The organism is Streptomyces sp. A0642, from assembly GCF_004795105.1.
Taxonomy (GTDB): domain Bacteria; phylum Actinomycetota; class Actinomycetes; order Streptomycetales; family Streptomycetaceae; genus Streptomyces.
The window spans coordinates 357,633-373,487 of the sequence record NZ_SSBL01000003.1; the positions used below are offsets into that span (position 1 = coordinate 357,633).

At 72.1% G+C, this 15,855-nt stretch carries 12 protein-coding genes and 2 pseudogenes; 10 read left to right on the forward strand and 4 right to left on the reverse strand.

From position 1 onward, the window contains the following. Positions 1-15: 15 nt before the first annotated feature. From E6R60_RS08670 to E6R60_RS08680, 3 genes are read left to right on the forward strand one after another with little or no spacing between them, the layout of a single operon-like run. Positions 16-2,592 carry a nitrate- and nitrite sensing domain-containing protein gene (locus E6R60_RS08670; RefSeq protein WP_136325846.1) on the forward strand — a complete coding sequence of 859 codons (2,577 nt, stop codon included), beginning with the start codon at positions 16-18 and terminating at the stop codon, positions 2,590-2,592. Next, positions 2,589-3,026 (forward strand): roadblock/LC7 domain-containing protein, encoded by a 438-nt coding sequence (locus tag E6R60_RS08675; protein WP_136325847.1) that lies wholly within the window; start codon positions 2,589-2,591, stop codon positions 3,024-3,026. The genes E6R60_RS08670 and E6R60_RS08675 overlap by 4 nt, the downstream gene beginning before the upstream one ends. 17 nt (positions 3,027-3,043) lie before the next feature. Beyond that, the gene (locus E6R60_RS08680) at positions 3,044-3,472 is read left to right on the forward strand and encodes a DUF742 domain-containing protein (protein ID WP_136325848.1); all 429 of its coding nucleotides are present in this window, start codon (positions 3,044-3,046) and stop codon (positions 3,470-3,472) included. A gap of 20 nt (positions 3,473-3,492) precedes the next feature. On the opposite strand, the gene E6R60_RS08685 is transcribed toward E6R60_RS08680, so the two are convergent. Next, positions 3,493-4,002: a MarR family winged helix-turn-helix transcriptional regulator gene (locus E6R60_RS08685; protein ID WP_136325849.1), complete on the reverse strand. Its 510-nt coding sequence runs from the start codon at positions 4,000-4,002 to the stop codon at positions 3,493-3,495. Positions 4,003-4,079: 77 nt separating this feature from the next. Between E6R60_RS08685 and E6R60_RS08690 the strand changes: the two genes are divergently transcribed. After that, entirely contained in the window at positions 4,080-6,194 is a 2,115-nt protein-coding gene (locus tag E6R60_RS08690; RefSeq protein WP_206309350.1) for an MMPL family transporter, read from the forward strand. Between the two features lie 76 nt (positions 6,195-6,270). On the opposite strand, the gene E6R60_RS08695 is transcribed toward E6R60_RS08690, so the two are convergent. After that, the gene (locus E6R60_RS08695; RefSeq protein WP_136325850.1) at positions 6,271-6,846 is read right to left on the reverse strand and encodes a TerD family protein; all 576 of its coding nucleotides are present in this window, start codon (positions 6,844-6,846) and stop codon (positions 6,271-6,273) included. Positions 6,847-7,305: 459 nt separating this feature from the next. Between E6R60_RS08695 and E6R60_RS08700 the strand changes: the two genes are divergently transcribed. Beyond that, positions 7,306-8,724 (forward strand): LCP family protein, encoded by a 1,419-nt coding sequence (locus E6R60_RS08700; protein ID WP_136326028.1) that lies wholly within the window; start codon positions 7,306-7,308, stop codon positions 8,722-8,724. A gap of 62 nt (positions 8,725-8,786) precedes the next feature. Here E6R60_RS08700 and E6R60_RS37245 read toward each other — a convergent pair. Beyond that, positions 8,787-9,260: pseudogene (locus E6R60_RS37245) on the reverse strand (GNAT family N-acetyltransferase); the annotation flags it as partial. Positions 9,261-9,525: 265 nt separating this feature from the next. Between E6R60_RS37245 and E6R60_RS08710 the strand changes: the two are divergent. From E6R60_RS08710 to E6R60_RS08735, 5 genes and pseudogenes are all read left to right on the forward strand, one after another. Further along, complete coding sequence (locus E6R60_RS08710) at positions 9,526-10,149, forward strand: ATP/GTP-binding protein (protein ID WP_136325852.1); 624 nt, start codon at positions 9,526-9,528, stop codon at positions 10,147-10,149. A gap of 119 nt (positions 10,150-10,268) precedes the next feature. After that, positions 10,269-10,682: a roadblock/LC7 domain-containing protein gene (locus E6R60_RS08715; protein WP_136325853.1), complete on the forward strand. Its 414-nt coding sequence runs from the start codon at positions 10,269-10,271 to the stop codon at positions 10,680-10,682. Positions 10,683-10,795: 113 nt separating this feature from the next. Continuing rightward, positions 10,796-11,578: pseudogene (locus E6R60_RS08720) on the forward strand (DUF6397 family protein); the annotation flags it as partial. Positions 11,579-12,050: 472 nt separating this feature from the next. Continuing rightward, positions 12,051-12,539, forward strand: a complete 489-nt coding sequence (locus tag E6R60_RS08730) for a GNAT family N-acetyltransferase (RefSeq protein ID WP_136325854.1) — start codon at positions 12,051-12,053, stop codon at positions 12,537-12,539. Between the two features lie 248 nt (positions 12,540-12,787). Next, positions 12,788-13,414, forward strand: coding sequence for an LAETG motif-containing sortase-dependent surface protein (locus E6R60_RS08735; protein ID WP_168713563.1), 627 nt, complete (start codon positions 12,788-12,790; stop codon positions 13,412-13,414). An 86-nt stretch (positions 13,415-13,500) separates the two neighbouring features. On the opposite strand, the gene E6R60_RS08740 is transcribed toward E6R60_RS08735, so the two are convergent. Further along, entirely contained in the window at positions 13,501-15,717 is a 2,217-nt protein-coding gene (locus E6R60_RS08740) for a SpoIIE family protein phosphatase (RefSeq protein WP_136325855.1), read from the reverse strand. Positions 15,718-15,855: the final 138 nt, after the last annotated feature.

Sequence of the window (15,855 nt, forward strand, 5' to 3'; positions counted from 1 at the left end):
CGGAACGAGGAGGCCATGCGCCCACCCCGCACGACCCCGGACCCCGGTGCCTCCGCCGCCCGGCCCGCCTCTGCGTCGGCGCCGCCGGCCCGAGGCCGCCGCGCGCACGCAGGACCACCCGCCGACGAGAGCGCCGAGCACGACGGTCCGCCGCCCGCGCACGGCACGACCGCCCCGCGCCGCCGGACGCTGCGCCCCGGGACCGTGCGCGCGAAGATCATCTCCCTCCTCATGCTGCCCGTCGTCTCCCTGCTGGCCCTCTGGGGTTTCGCCACCGTGTCCACCGCCCAGGACGTGGCACGGCTGCGCCAGCTGCAGCGCGTCGACGAAGAGGTCAGGAGGCCGGTCGCGGCCGCGGTCGCCGCGCTGCAGAACGAACGCAAGGCGGCCATGCTCCAGGCCGCCGACCCCAGCCGCGCCCACGGCTCCGCCCTGAAGGAGCGCGCCGGGCGCACCGACACCGCTCTCGACGCCCTGCGGCTCGACGACGGGCACACCATCGCCGACACCGGCAACCTCCCCGGCACAGTGGCCGGCCGGCTCGACCACTTCCTGGGCCTCGCCCAGGACCTGCGGGCGGAGCACGGAAGCCGCGAGGACCCCGCAGGCGACGAGGGAGCGGTGTACGACCGCTACACCTCGACGGTCGGCGCCGCCTTCGCCGTCTCCGGCGCCCTCACCGGCATCCAGGACGACGCCCTCGGCTCCGACGCCCGCGTCCTGCTCGAACTCGCCCGCGCCGACGAGATGCTGGCCCGCGAGGACGCCCTGCTGGCCACCGCCGCACGCGTCGGCACCCTGAAGGACCGTCCCCTGCGGCTGTTCACCGGGGCGGTCGACACCCGGCGCAGCCTCACCGAGACCGCAGGCGCCGACCTGCCCGCCACCGAGCGCAGCGCCTGGCGTGAGTTCACCGTCCGGCCCGCCTACCGATCCGTCCAGGCGGCCGAGGACCAGGTGCTCGCGGCGGCGCCCGGCCGCGAAGCCGCCCGGGCCGTGCCCGCGCCCGACTGGCAGCACGCCGCCGACGCCGTCCGCGGCGAACTGCACGGCATCGCCACCGGTGCCGGCGACCGCGCCGCCGACCGTGTGGACCCCCTCGCCCACGGACTCCTCAGCCCGTCCGGAGCGGCCGTCATCTTCGGCTGCGTCGCCGTCGCCGCGTCCCTGGTGATCTCCGTACGCATCGGGCGGGCCCTCGTCGTCGAGCTGGTCAGCCTGCGCAACAGCGCCCTGGAGATCGCCCGGCGCAAACTGCCCCTGGCCATGCAGCGACTGCGTGCGGGAGAAGAGCTCGACATCCGGGCCGAGGCGCCGCCGGGACTCGCCTCCCAGGACGAGATCGGCCAGGTCGGCGAGGCCCTCGGCACCGTCCACCGGGCCGCGCTCAGCGCCGCCGTCGAGCGGGCCGAGCTCGCGGACGGCATCTCCGGCGTCTTCGTCAACCTCGCGCGGCGCAGCCAGGTCCTCGTCCACAGACAGCTCAACCTCCTGGACAGCATGGAGCGCAGGGCCGACGACCCGGACGAGCTGAGCGACCTCTTCCGGCTCGACCACCTCACCACCCGGATGCGCCGGCACGCCGAGAGCCTGATCATCCTGTCCGGCGCGGCCCCCGGCAGGGCCTGGCGCATGCCCGTGTCCCTGACCAACGTCGTGCGGGCGGCCGTCTCCGAGATCGAGGACTACGCCCGGGTGGAGGTCAGCAGGCTCCCCGACGCCGCGGTGAAGGGTACGGCCGTCGCCGACCTCACCCACCTGCTCGCCGAACTCGTGGAGAACGCCGCGCAGTTCTCACCCCCGCACACCAAGGTGCGCATCACCGGCGAACCCGTGGGCAACGGCTACGCGCTGGAGATCGAGGACCGCGGCCTCGGCATGGGGACCGAACTGCTCGGCGACGCCAACCGCCGCATCGAGCAGGCGGAGGCGCTCGACCTGTTCGACAGCGACCGGCTCGGCCTGTTCGTCGTCAGCCGGCTCGCCGTACGGCACCGCGTCAAGGTCAAGCTGCGCACCTCCCCGTACGGCGGCACGACGGCGGTGGTCCTGCTCCCGACGGAGCTGCTGCAGACCGCACTGCCGCCGGCCGAGGAGCAGGCGGTGCCGCAGAAGGCCTCCGTCGAGCGCCGGGACGATCACGAACGCACCTCGTTCGGTCCGGGGCCCCGCCCGGTGCGCCCCCAGAGCACCGCCTTTCCCGCGCCCGTCCCGGTCCCCGCGCTGGAGTCCCGCCCCGGCCCGGCCGCCGAGGTGACCTCTCTGCGCCCCCGCCGGTCGGAGGCCGGGGCGGACCGGGCCGGGCCGGTGCCCCGGCCGCCTGCCGGGGAGACGGACGACGAGGGCCTGCCCCGCCGGGTGCGGCAGGCGAGCCTCGTGCCGCAACTGCGCGAAGAACCACGGCCCGAGCCGCCGCGGACCGGCGGACCCGGGGAAGAGGCGCCCGCGCGGCGCACCCCGGAGCAGGCCAGGGACCGCATGACCGCCTACCGGGCCGGCTGGGTACGCGGCGGCGGCGCTTCTCCGGGAGCCCCGGCAGCCGCCCCGAGCACCGTCCGACACCGTCCGCCGAGCGAAGGAGACCCCGCATGATCGCGAACGAGAGGACCGGGGCGCCCCGCCGATCCGGTGAACTCGACTGGCTGCTGGACGAACTGGTGACCCGCGTCGGCGAGGTCCGGCACGCGGTCGTGCTCTCCGGCGACGGACTCGCCGTCGGCGCGTCCAGCGCGCTGAGCCGCGAGGACGCCGAGCACCTGGCCGCGGTCGCCTCCGGCTTCCACAGCCTCGCCAAGGGAGCGGGACGGCACTTCCGGGCGGGGGACGTGCGCCAGACGATGGTCGAGATGGACGACGGATTCCTGTTCGTCGCCGCGGCGGGGGAGGGGTCCTGCCTCGCCGTGCTCAGCACGGCGTTCGCCGACATCGGCCTGGTCGCCTACGAGATGGCCCGCCTCGTCAAACGGGTCGGTGAGCACCTGCGTACCCCGGCGCGCTTCGCCGAGCACCCGTCGGCAGCCGGCTGAGGGGAGCGGGGAGACCAGTGACCAGGACAGACGGGGGCCCGGAGACCCCCGACCCCTACGAACTGCCGGGCAGCCAGTGGTACGACGCCGACGCGGGCCCGCTGGTCCGCCCGTACGCCATGACCGGCGGGCGGACCGAACCCGGTCCCGGCGGTGCGCGCTTCGACCTGATCGCGCTCGTCACCCTCGACGACACCGTGACCGGGAGTTCCGAGGACGCGCTGCTGGGTCCGGAGCACCGGACGCTGCTGGCCCTGTGCCGGACCGAGACGCAGTCGGTCGCCGAACTCTCCGCCGACGCCGACCTGCCGGTCGGCGTGGTGCGGGTCCTCCTCGGCGACCTGCTCGAATCGGGGTACGTGACGGTCAGCCGCCCGGTGCCCCCCGCCCAGCTGCCCGACGAGCGCATCCTCCGTGAGGTGATCAACGGTCTGCGCGCACTCTGAGGGGCCGGCCGTCCGGTGGACTACGACGTTCCCGTGCGGCCCCTCAACTGCGTGAGCTCGTCGTTCTGGGCCTCCAGGAAGCGGACGACGACCTGGAGTTCGTCCTCGTCGAACTGGCGCCGGGCTGCCTCGGTGGCGGCCGCCAGCGGGCTGAAGAAGTCGCGGGCGACTGCTTTCGCCGCCGGCGCGTAATGCAGACGTACCACCCGCCGGTCGCCGCCGTCCCGGACGCGGTGAACGTGCCCCGCACGCTCCAGCCGGTCCAGACACGCCGTCACCGCCCCCGAGGTGAGGTCCAGCTGCTCGCGGAGCCTCCCCGGCGTCATGGCCGTCCCGTCCTCACCGTGCTCGGCGTCGAGGACGGCGATGAGAGCCTGCACATCCGTCGGATGGAGCCCCTGGGCCTGGGCGAACTCATGGGTGATGCGATTGAGCTCGCTCGTCATGCGGCGCAGCAGTACGGCGAACGACTGGAGCCCCGTGGGACCGCCGCTCATGCCTCTGTCCGGGCCTTCGTCTGCTGTACGCATACCCCCAGGGTAATATCTCTCACTGATTGAGATAATGAATCGCCGAGAGATATGACGTATCGACCGATGGGGAAGAAATGAAGCCCGCACCGCGGCACCGCGTCATCCGATGGCTGGTGCCCGTAGCCCTGCTCGTCGTCTGGCTCGGCATCGGAGGAACGCTCGGCCCCTACGCCGGGAAGCTCGGCGAGGTCGCGACGAACGACCAGGCCGCCTTCCTGCCGCGCAGTGCCGAGTCGACCAAGGTGTCCGAGGCGCAGAAGGCGTTCCAGAAATCCGGGACCGTACCCGCGATCGTCGTGTGGACCGGCCGGACGGGTGGGATCCCGGCCGAGGCGCGGGAGAAGGCCACGCGTTCACTCGCCTCCCTGGCCGGCCGCCCGGGTGTGGTCGGCACGCCGTCGGGCGTGCAGCCCTCTGAGGACGGTGAGGCGCTCTCCGGTGTCGTGCAGCTGCGCTCGGACCTGGGCGACGCACTGCCGGACACCCTGGACCGGGTACGCGCCGCGGCCGGATCCGTGCCCGGCACCCGGGCGGAGATCGCGGGGCCCGCGGCCAGCCAGGCCGACCTCAAGGACGCGTTCGCGGGGATCGACGGCCTCCTCCTGGGCGTGGCACTGGCAGCCGTGCTGGTGATTCTGCTGCTCGTCTACCGCAGCGTGCTGCTGCCGTTCCTGATCATCGTCAGCGCCGTCCTCGCCCTGGGCCTGGCCTGCGCCGTCGTGTACGCCCTCGCGGACCATGGCGTCGTCCGGGTGGACGGCCAGGTCCAGGGCATCCTGTCCATCCTGGTGATCGGGGCGGCCACCGACTACGCCCTGCTGCTGACCGCGCGCTTCCGGGAGGAACTCGCACGGCACGGTGACCGGACGGCCGCGGCGCTTGCCGCACTCCGGCGTTCTTCCGGAGCGATCACGGCCAGCGCCGCCACGGTGGCCCTGGGTCTTCTGGCGCTGCTGCTCAGTGATCTGACGAACAACCGGGCCCTGGGGCCGGTGGGGGCCATCGGCATCGTCTGCGCGGTACTGAGCACGCTGACGTTCCTTCCCGCGGTGCTCGTCCTGTGCGGCCCGGCCGCCTACTGGCCGGCGAAACCCCGTCCTGCCGGCCAGGAGTCGGGCGGGCGCGGCATCTGGCGCCGGGTCGCCGGCCGCGTCGACCGCTCCCCGCGCAAGGTGTGGGTCTCCACCACCCTGGTCCTCGTCGCCTGCGCGGCGTTCGCGCCCACGCTCAAGTCACAGGGGGTTCCCCTGGACGAGATCTTCGTGAACGAGGCCCCGTCCGTCTCGGCACAGGCCACGCTGGGCCGGCACTTCCCCGGAGGCTCGGGCAACCCCGCGGTGATCGTGGCGGCGGCCGGCTGGGCCGACGAGGTGACCGTCGCCGCCGCGGGAACGCCCGGCGTCGCCTCCGCGGCGCCCGTGACCGCCTCCGGACGCCCGGGCGACGGGCCGCCTCTCGTGGTCGACGGCCGCGTGCGCATCGACGCGACCCTGGACGACGCGGCCGACACCGACGCGGCCAAGGCGACGGTCCAGCGTCTTCGTGACGCCGTGCACGGCGTCACGGGAGCCGAGGCCCTCGTCGGCGGCTACACCGCGCAGCAGTACGACACCCAGCAGACGGCGGACCGTGACCGCGGGATCATCGTGCCGGTGGTGCTTGTGATCATCCTGCTGATCCTGATGGGGCTGTTGCGCGCGGTACTGGTGCCCGTCCTGCTGGTGGCGACCGTCGGCCTCAACTTCCTCGCGACCCTGGGGGTCGCGTCGCTCGTCTTCGAGCACGTCCTCGGTTTCAGCGGCACCGACGCGTCCGTGCCGCTGTACGGATTCGTCTTCCTGGTGGCCCTCGGGGTCGACTACAACATCTTCCTGATGTCACGCGTCCGGGAGGAGGCCCTGGAACACGGGGCCCGGCAGGGAGTGCTGCGGGGCCTGGTGAGCACGGGCGGGGTCATCACCTCTGCCGGGGTGGTGCTGGCCGCCACCTTCGCGGCGCTCATCGTCATCCCGCTGGCGTTCCTCGCCCAGATCGCGTTCATCGTGGCCTTCGGGGTGCTGCTGGACACCCTGGTGGTGCGCTCGCTCCTGGCCCCCGCCCTGGTCGTGGACATCGGGCCCAGGGCCTGGTGGCCGAGCGGGATCAGCCGCACTCCGCCCGGAGCGGGGCGGGGGAGCGGGGAAAGCTGACACGACCGGGCCCTGTGGCCGCCCCGGAAGTCCGGAGCGGGCACAGGGCCCGGGCGCGGAACGGCCGTGCGGGCGGTCAGACGTTGACGCCGTAGTCCGACGCGATGCCGGCCAGCCCGGAGGCGTAACCCTGGCCCACCGCACGGAACTTCCACTCCGCGCCGTGCCGGTACAGCTCGCCGAAGACCATCGCCGTCTCGGTCGAGGCGTCCTCGCTGAGGTCGTAGCGGGCGAGCTCCACCCCGTTGGCCCGGTTCACCACGCGGATGAACGCGTTGCGCACCTGGCCGAAGCTCTGTCCCCGACTCTGCGCGTCATGGATGGAGACCGGGAAGACGATCTTGGCGACGTTCGCGGGGACGCCCGCCAGGTCCACGTTGATGGACTCGTCGTCGCCCTCGCCCTCACCCGTGAGGTTGTCACCGGTGTGCTGGACGGAACCGTCCGGGCTGTTGAGGTTGTTGTAGAAGACGAAGTGCTGGTCCGACAGGACCTTGCCGGCGTCCGAGCACAGCAGGGCGCTGGCATCGAGGTCGTGATCGGCGCCCGTCGTCGTCCGTACGTCCCAGCCCAGGCCCACCGTCACCGCGGTCAGGCCGGGCGCCTCCTTCGACAGGGAGACGTTGCCGCCCTTGGCCAGGGTCACACCCATGAACTTCCTCCAATGATCCGTTGATCCGTCGATCAGTGTTCCTTCGGCCGCCACCGAAGAGGACGGCGGCCCTTCCCCTATGGTTCCCTGGTCGCGCAGGTCGTGAAGTGGCGGGGCGGTCGGGGGATTCGCCACCGGCGGTCCGCGGTGGCGTGTCCTCCTGCGAAGCCCTGGCCCACTCTTCAGGATCCTCGGGGATTTGCCCAGGGTGCGAGCGGTACCGGGTGACTTCCGGTCAATGTTTCCGGCAGCCGCTTGCGGACAGGGGACCGGACCGAGGATGGACGGGTTCGGTGATCCACGCGGCCACCGCAACCTTCCGCACAGCGCAACCGCACAACCATACGAGGCCGATGCCGGTCCTTCCGTATGGCGGCCGGACGAACGGGGTGATCGATGACAGGCAGTCACAAGGGGGCCGCGGTCCGGGGAAGGGGAAGCCGTCTGCGCCGGACGGCCTTGATCGGGCTGTCCTTCCTCGTCCTGCTGGTCGCCGGGGCCGGCTGGGGCTATCTCAAACTGACCGGCAGCATCGACACGTTCAGCGCCGACGGGATTTCCGGGGACCGGCCGCCCGACACCTCCGCGGGACAGAACGTCCTCGTCATCGGGTCGGACTCGCGAGCGGGCGACAACAGGGGTCTCGGCGGCGGCACGGGCGAGATCGGCCGATCCGACACCGCGTTCCTGCTGCACGTCTACGCCGACCACGAGCACGCCGTCGCGGTCTCCATCCCGCGTGACTCGCTGGTCGACATCCCGGCCTGCAAGAAGCCGGGGGGCGAGTGGACGACGCCTCAGCATCACGTCATGTTCAACGGGGCGTTCTCGGTGGGGGAGACCCCCGAGGGGAATCCGGCCTGCACCCAGAACACCGTCGAGCACCTCACCGGCCTGCGCGTCGACCACACCGTCGTGGTCGACTTCGCCGGATTCTCCGCCCTGACCTCGGCCGTCGGCGGAGTCCCCGTCTGCCTTCCGCAGGACATCTACCAGCGCGACCTGAACCCCAAGCGGCACACCCGCGGCGAGCGCGTCTTCGCCAAGGGGCCCCAGACGGTCTCGGGGCAGCGCGCACTCGACTACGTACGGATCCGGCACGGCATCGGCGACGGCTCCGACATAGGCAGGATCCAGAGGCAACAGGCGTTCGTGGGCTCCCTCATCAAGGAGGTGAAGTCGCGTGGACTGAACCCCACCACGCTGCTGCCCCTGGCCAAGGCGGCGACCGGTGCGATGACCGTCGACCCGGGCCTCGGTTCGGCCGACAAACTGCTCGGCTTCGCCCTGTCGATGAAGAACGTCGACCTGCACAACACCAAGTTCATCACCGTTCCGTGGCGCTACGAGGGGGCCCGCGTCGCCATCGTCGAGGCGGAGGCCGACGCGCTGTGGGCGACGCTCAAGGACGACCGCACGATCGACGGGCAGGACGCCGCGGGCACCGGCCGGGGCAAGAAGGCCCCACCGGGACCGGCTACTCGCTCCGCCGCCCCCGTCTCCGGCGCGGGCATCGATGTGGCCGTGTACAACGGCACCACGGTGACCGGACTCGCGGCCCGGGCGGCCGAGTTGCTGCGCACGCACGGCTTCACCGTCACCGGCACCGCCACCGCGGACTCCCAGGACCAGGCGCGCACCGTCGTCATCCACGGACCCGGCGGGCAGGGCGAGGCCGAGACCACGGCCCGGCTCTTCGGCGGCGCCCGCGTCGAGGAGTCCGGCACGGCCGGGATCCAGGTGATCGTGGGCCGTGACTACGCCGACAACCCCTCGCCCGCTCCCGCGTCCCCGACACCCGACGGCGTACCGTCCGGCGTCGCGGACAGGGCCCGCTCCGCCGACGACGACCCGTGCAGCGACCTCTCGTACGGCTGAAACCGCGGCGGCCGGTCCATCCGCAGTTGCAGCACGGGGTTGGCGGGCGGCGCGAAGCCGAACGCCTCGTACAGCCCCACGCCTTCGCCCGTGGCGTGGAGACCGACGGTGGCCACGCGTGTCTCTTCGCGGAACCAGGTCAGCAACGCGTCCACGCAGGCGCGGGCGTGCCCGCGCCTGCGCCGCCGCGGGTCGGTGCAGACGTTCGACACGTGCCCGCGCAGACCGCTGGGATCGGCCGGACTCGGCGCGCGCCCGTCGCACGTCCCCACCGCACAGGCCACGACGCCCAGTTCCGGGTCCTCGACGACGAAGGCGCCGAACTCGTCGGCCCGGGGAATGCGGCCGGCGAACCAACGGGCCGCGTCCGCCCGCCACGGCGCACGGTCGTCCCCGACCTCCTTCCCCATGCTCGCCAGCATCAGTGCCCGCAGCCGTACCAGTGCGGCGACATCGGCGGGCGTCGCACGGCGTACACACACCGGGTGGTCGTGCGGGGCTCGTGAGTCCGTTCGGCCGGTGCTCGCCGTGGTCATGAGGTCCTCCCGTGCGGTTCGTCGTACTCGTATCGGCCAAGAACAATCGATTGGCTGACAATCACACCGTAATTCGTGCGGCCCCGGGCATCGGGCGGCCGAAATCAGTCACATCCCCAAAATAGCGATCGCGGCCCACGGGTCGGGTGCTGGTTTGCCATGCTGTCGCCGTACGCCTGCCGATGATGCACTGAATCCGAGACCTCAAGACGGCTCCGGCCTGCGAACTCAACGTCATGAGGCTCACTGGTGAGAGAAGTGATCGATGCCCACCGAGCACGCTGACAACCCCGGGGACGAGTCCTCCGGGGCCGCTGCGAACGACGCCCTGGCCCTGAAGATCCTGGTCGCAGGGGGGTTCGGGGTCGGCAAGACGACGCTCGTCGGCGCGGTGAGCGAGATCAGGCCCCTGCGTACGGAGGAACTCCTCAGCGAAGCCGGACAGTCGGTCGACGACACCGACGGCGTCGCCCAGAAGACCACCACCACCGTCGCCATGGACTTCGGACGCATCACCATCAGGTCCGGACTCTCCCTGTACCTGTTCGGCACTCCGGGCCAGGACCGGTTCTGGTTCCTGTGGGACGAACTCTCCCAGGGCGCCCTGGGAGCCGTCGTTCTGGCCGACACCCGGCGGCTGGAGGACTGCTTCCCGGCGGTCGACTACTTCGAGCACCGCCGGATCCCCTTCGTCGTCGCCGTCAACTGCTTCGCGGGTGCCCGTTCGTACGGCGAAGGGGACGTTTCCCGCGCCCTCGACCTCGACCCCGGAACGCCGGTGGTGCTGTGCGACGCCCGAGACCGCGACTCGGGCAAGGAAGTCCTGATCCGGATGGTCGAGTACGCGGGCCGGATGCACACCGCACGGCTCCTGGACTCGGTCGGCTGAGCCGTTATGGCCTGATCTCGCCCCGCTGTCGCGCAGCGGGGCGCTTGCCCGTACGTGACCGGTGCGTAAGGCTTGCGCGCAAGCGGGGCACGGGGAACGTAGGAACGGGGAGGAACAGAATGGCACTGGACAGGGGACTCGACTGGCTGCTCGACGATCTCACCAGCCGGGTGGAGCACATACGGCACGCCCTGGTGCTGTCGAACGACGGCCTGGTGACGGGGGCCAGCAGCGGACTGGCACGCGAGGACGCGGAGCACCTCGCCGCCGTCTCGTCCGGACTGCACAGTCTCGCCCGCGGGTCGGGACGTCACTTCCGTGCCGGGAAGGCCCGGCAGACGATGGTGGAGTTCGACGAGGCACTGCTCTTCGTGACGGCCGCCGGAGACGGCAGCTGCCTGTGCGTGCTGAGTGAGGCCGAGGCCGATGTGGGGCAGGTGGCGTACGAGATGACGCTGCTGGTCAACAGGGTCGGGGAGCATCTCGGTGTGGCCGCGCGGCAGGACGGGAGCGTGGGGGTCAACCGGGTCTGAGCCCGCTCGGTGGGGCCGCTCGGCCGGGAGTTATCCACAGGCCGGGCGGCAGTCGCCCTTCCCGGGCTACCGTGGTCACGGAGAGTATTCGGGTCTCACGGGGGAGTTACGTCATGCCGATGACGGAAGCGGCGCGCGATGACGGCGGTCACACGATCGGCGCGAGCAGGGCGGCCGCGGAACTGGAGCTCAGGCGCGGAGAGTTCGCCCTGGCCGTCCATCTGGGCCTCGTTCAGGTGGACGCCGGCCGGGGCGACGGGCGGGCCAGGGTCCGGCAGGAGGAGATCGACCGGCTCAGATCGCGGGACGGATTCCCGGAAGCGCTGCGGGAGCGCGTGCGCACCGTGGGGACCGCCGAAGGGGCCAAGGCGCTCGGCATCAGTCCGGTCCGCTTCTCCCGGTTGGCGCGCGCGGGGTGCCTCACGCCGGTCGCGTTCTACCTCAACCGCTACCGGGCGGTGGTGTGGCTCTACCTCGCGCAGGAGCTGGGCGTACTGGCCGAGGGGTCGCCCGGCCTCCTGCGGGGGAACAGCCCGCCCTGGATGCGCAGGCTGCTGGACGCGGGCAGGGACTGCCGGCCCCGCAACTGGCGCGCGCGTCGCACCGAGCTGCTGCTGGCCCTCACCGACGATCCCTGGGCGCGTGCGGCGGTCGTGGCGGAATCGCTGGACCCGGTCCAACTGGCCGAGGTCGTGGGCGATCCGTACGAGCGCGCCTACCTCGCCAGGATCCGGCCCGCGCCGGTGTTCGGCCGAGGGGGCTCGGCTGCCGGGCGGGAGGCGATGGCCCAGCTGATGCTCGCCGACGAACCGGACGAGATCCTGTGGCGTCGGGTCACCCTCGGGATGGAGCTGGACAACGCCCGCGAGCTGCGCGGGGCCCCGCGCCCGGGGGAGCGGGCTTCGACCGAACCGATGGGGTCGCCGGCCTCGATGGGGGCGCCGGCACGGACGGAGCCAGCGGGCTCTGCGGGTCCGGCGGGTCCGGTGGGTTTGGTGGGTTTGGTCGAGCCGGCGGGGTCGGTTGGAGTCACCGAACCGGGGGGTCCGGCGGGGTCGGTGGGTGCGACCGAACTGGGGGGTCCGGTGGGGTCGGTGGGTGCGACCGAACTGGGGGGTCCGGCGGAATCGGTGGCCGAGACGGAACCGGCTAATCCCGCGTGCGCGCCGTCGGAAGGGTCCGAGCAGGGCCCGCGGGAGAGCGGCCGGCCGGACGGTGCGGGCAGCGGCGGTGGCGGCGCGCCGAGGCTGCTCGCACGGTTGCGCCTTCGCAGACCCCGCGCGAGCCGACGCCCACGCCCTCCGCGGGCAGCCGGCGGCAGGAGTAAACCACTCGTCACCGATGCCCGGACCAGGCATTCTTTGCCTCATGCTGATCAGGGAAGCCACCACTGAGGACTGGCCCGCCATCTGGCCGTTCTTCCACGAAATCGTCGCAGCGGGCGAGACGTTCACCTACCCTCTCGATCTCGGCGAGCGCGAAGCCCTGGACTGGTGGCTCCTGAAGCCCCCGAACCGCACCGTCGTCGCCGTCGACGAGGACGGCGGCGTCCTGGGCACGGCGAAGATGAACAACAACCAGATGGGCAACGGCTCGCACATCGCCAGCGCCAGCTACATGGTCGACCCCCGGCACGCCGGAAAGGGCGTGGGGCGTGCTCTGTGCACGTACTCGATCGACTGGGCCCGAACGGCCGGATTCCGCGCCATGCAGTTCAACGCGGTGGTGGAGGGGAACGCCGCCGCGGTCGGCCTCTACCGCTCACTCGGCTTCGACGTTCTGGGGACTCTGCCGGAGGGGTTCCACCACCCGAAGAAGGGGTTCGTGGGACTGCACATCATGCACCGGCCGCTCTGACGGACCGGCCGGGGGCGGTGGCTGGGGAGCGCCCGTGGGCACGTTCCGGTGCGGGGTGCTCACTTCGCGCCACCGCCGGGGCGGACCGGGCGCAGGCGGGCGTGTCCGTGTTGCCCCAACCGGCGACGATGTGCGACCAGTTGTGACTCCGAATGGGTCGTGGGGCGGGTGCACACAGGGGGGAAAGGGGCAGTACTGTGCGCCCCACCGCCCATTCGGGCGATGAAACATTTGCGGAGGAAGAATCCATGACCATACCCAGGAGATCGTGGCGCGCTGCGGGAACCCTCGCCGCCGTCACGATGGCCGGTCTGACCGGTGCGGTTCTCGCCGCCGGTCCGGCCGCAGCTCACACCCCCACCTGGGACGTGACCTGTACTGAAGTGAGCCTGCACCTGACCCAGTACAACGGGGGCGTCACCAACCAGGTGACCGTCACCGTCGACGGAAAGGACCTCCTGCCGACGGAGACCTTCGGTACGGGGCTCGACCGTACGATCGCTCTGCCTGAGCACGACAAGGCGCTGACGGTCCGTCTGGTCGTCAAGGCCGGCGACGGCGAGCGGTTCTCCCGCGACGAGACCAAGCAGGCCCCGGTCTGCGAGGAGACGACGCCGAAGCCCACCCCGACGCCGACCGAGACGAAGCCGTCGGCGACGCCCACCACGGCGACGCCCACGCCGACCGCCACTCCCAGCGAGACCGCTTCGTCGTCTGCGCCCGCCGCAGCCACGCCGAGCCCCAGCTCGCCGGATCTGGCCGAGACCGGTTCGTCGTCCGCCACCCCGATCATCGGTGGTGCGGCTGTCGCCGTACTGCTGGCCGGCGGCGGCATCATGTGGTCCGTGCGCAAGCGTCGCACCGCACAGCACTGACGTAGTGCGGCGGCCCGGGCGCACCGAGCGCGTCCGGGTCCGTCCGAGGGGCGTGCCGTGTCCTGTGGGACGCAACGGCACGCCCCTCAGCTCTGTCCGGCGCCGGGGCCGGCAGGGCCCGGGCGCTCGCGCCCGGTGGGGTGCGGGCCGGTTCGGCGGATGAGGTCCACCGGCTCCCCGGCGTCCCGGTGGACCGGGGGCGTCGTGGGCGGTGCCGCCGGCCCGATCTCGCACCAGACCGCTTTGCCCTCGCCGCGGGGCTCGATGCCCCAGCGCGTGGTGACGGCGTCCAGGAGCAGCAGCCCCCGGCCCGAGGTCGCGGTCTCACCGGGTGTGCGGCGCCGGGGCCACACGCTGGAGCGGTCCTGGACCGACAGCCGGATCCGCCGCACCGGTTCCGGCAGTACCTCGAGGGTGAGCACGGCCCCACCCTCCGTGTGCAATAGCACATTCACGAGCAGTTCACCGGTCACCAGCTCGGCGTCGTCCGCGAGTTCGGCCATGTTCCAGTCGGTCAGGGCCTGGCGCACGATCGTCCGGGCGTCCGAGAGCCCCTCCGGATCGGCCTGATGGATGTACTGGTGCAGCCGCGGCGCTCGCGGAGACCCCGGGTCGGGGCTGCGCCGCAGCACGAGCAACGCGACGTCGTCTCCCGAGCCCCAGCGTTCCCACAGCCGGTCCGACAGATGGTCGGCGAGCGCCTCCGCCCCCGCCGGTCCCGCGCTGACCTCGTCGATGAGCGTGCGCACGCCCGCATCGATGTCGTTGCCCGGCTCCTCGACCAGTCCGTCGGTGTACAGGACCAGCGTCTCGCCCGGGACCAGGTCCAGCCGGGTCTCCGGGAACTCCTCGTCGTCGAAGGCGGTCGCGATGCCCAGCGGAACACCGCCGCGCACCTGCGGGCTGCCGACCCGGCCGTCCATGTGGCGGATCAGCGGCCCGAAGTGGCCGGCCCGCACCACCCGCACGGTGCCGCTCACCAGGTCGACCTGAGCGTATGTGCAGGTCGCGAACCGGTCCGTGTCCAGCTCGGCGAGAAAGCGCGAGGCCCGCGCCAGCACGGTCGCCGGCGGATGCCCCTCGGCGGCGTACGCACGCAGCGCGATGCGCAGCTGACCCATGATGGCCGCCGCATGGGTGTCGTGCCCCTGCACGTCCCCGACCACGACGCCGATGCGGTTCTTGGGCAGGGCGATCACGTCGTACCAGTCGCCGCCGACCTGGCGGCCGCTCCAGGCCGCGTGGTACCGGACGGCGATCTCGCCACCTTCGATCTCCTGGATCCGGCGCGGCAGCATCGCGGACTGGAGCCCGGTGGCGAATTCCCGTTCCTCGTCGAAGAGCGTCGCCCGTTGCAGGGACTGGGCGACGATCGCGGCGAGCCCCAGACAGAGGTTGCGTTCGTCGGCGGTGAAGGCGATGCGTTCGCGGTAGAAGAGCGCGAGGGCGCCGAGGGGCCGGGCCTGGGCGACCAGCGGCAGATAGGCCGCCGCCTGGAACTTGAGCTGCCCCACGAAGGCATCGAGCACCGGATAGCGCCGGGCGAGTGCGCCGAGTGAACTCACGAACCGCGGCCTTCCGCTCAGGACGGTGTCGGCGAGCGGGAACTGCGGGTCGAGCCGCCCTGCGCGCAGCTCGTCGACGACCTCCAGCGAGTCGCCGCTCAGGGCGACGACATTCAGCGCGCTGTTGTCCATCAGGCCCAGGGCGAGCCCGTCGGCGCCCAGCCGCGCCAGGCCCCCCGGTCCGGTCAGCGCAGCCGTCACATCGTCGACCGTCACCGCCCGTGACAACGCACTGGTGGTCCGCTCGACGATGTCGGTCTGCCGCTGACGCCGCTTTTCCAGATTCCGCACGAAGGCCGAATGGGTGACCTCCGCCGTCGCGTCGCGCACCAGACCGATGACCCGGTGGGCCCGGCCGTCGTCGCCCCGCAGAATGCGTGCCTGCACATGCGTCCACTGATCACCGCCGTCGGGCAGCGGAACCCGGAAGTGCACGCTGTACGAGGCCCTCCCGCCCTTGATGGCCTCGTCGATCGCCTCGTCGAGACGGACCTGCTCCGCCGGGTCGAGGAGGTCCCTCAGGGACTCGGGCCGTGAGTCGAAAGCGGCCGGATCCAGGCCGAAGACCAGCAGCCCCGGCTCGTCGATGTCCAGCGTCCGGGCGTCGAGATCCCACTCGAAACTGCCCGCGCGGTTGAGGGCGAGCCGCTCGGCCGTCGCCGTCTCGCCGCTGTCCGCGCTCCCGCCCGGCAGGCGGGGCGGACCTGGGACGATCGGGGGCCGGTCGTGATCGGTCATGCATGCTCCGAAGATCGTCCGGCGGGGCTGCCGTGGAGGTGACTCAATTGTCCGGCGGGTCCGTCGCCGCTGCCACACCGGAAACCCGTCGTGCGGTGCAGTGGCCGGGCAGCCACCCCCCTCCTGCCGTCCGCTCCG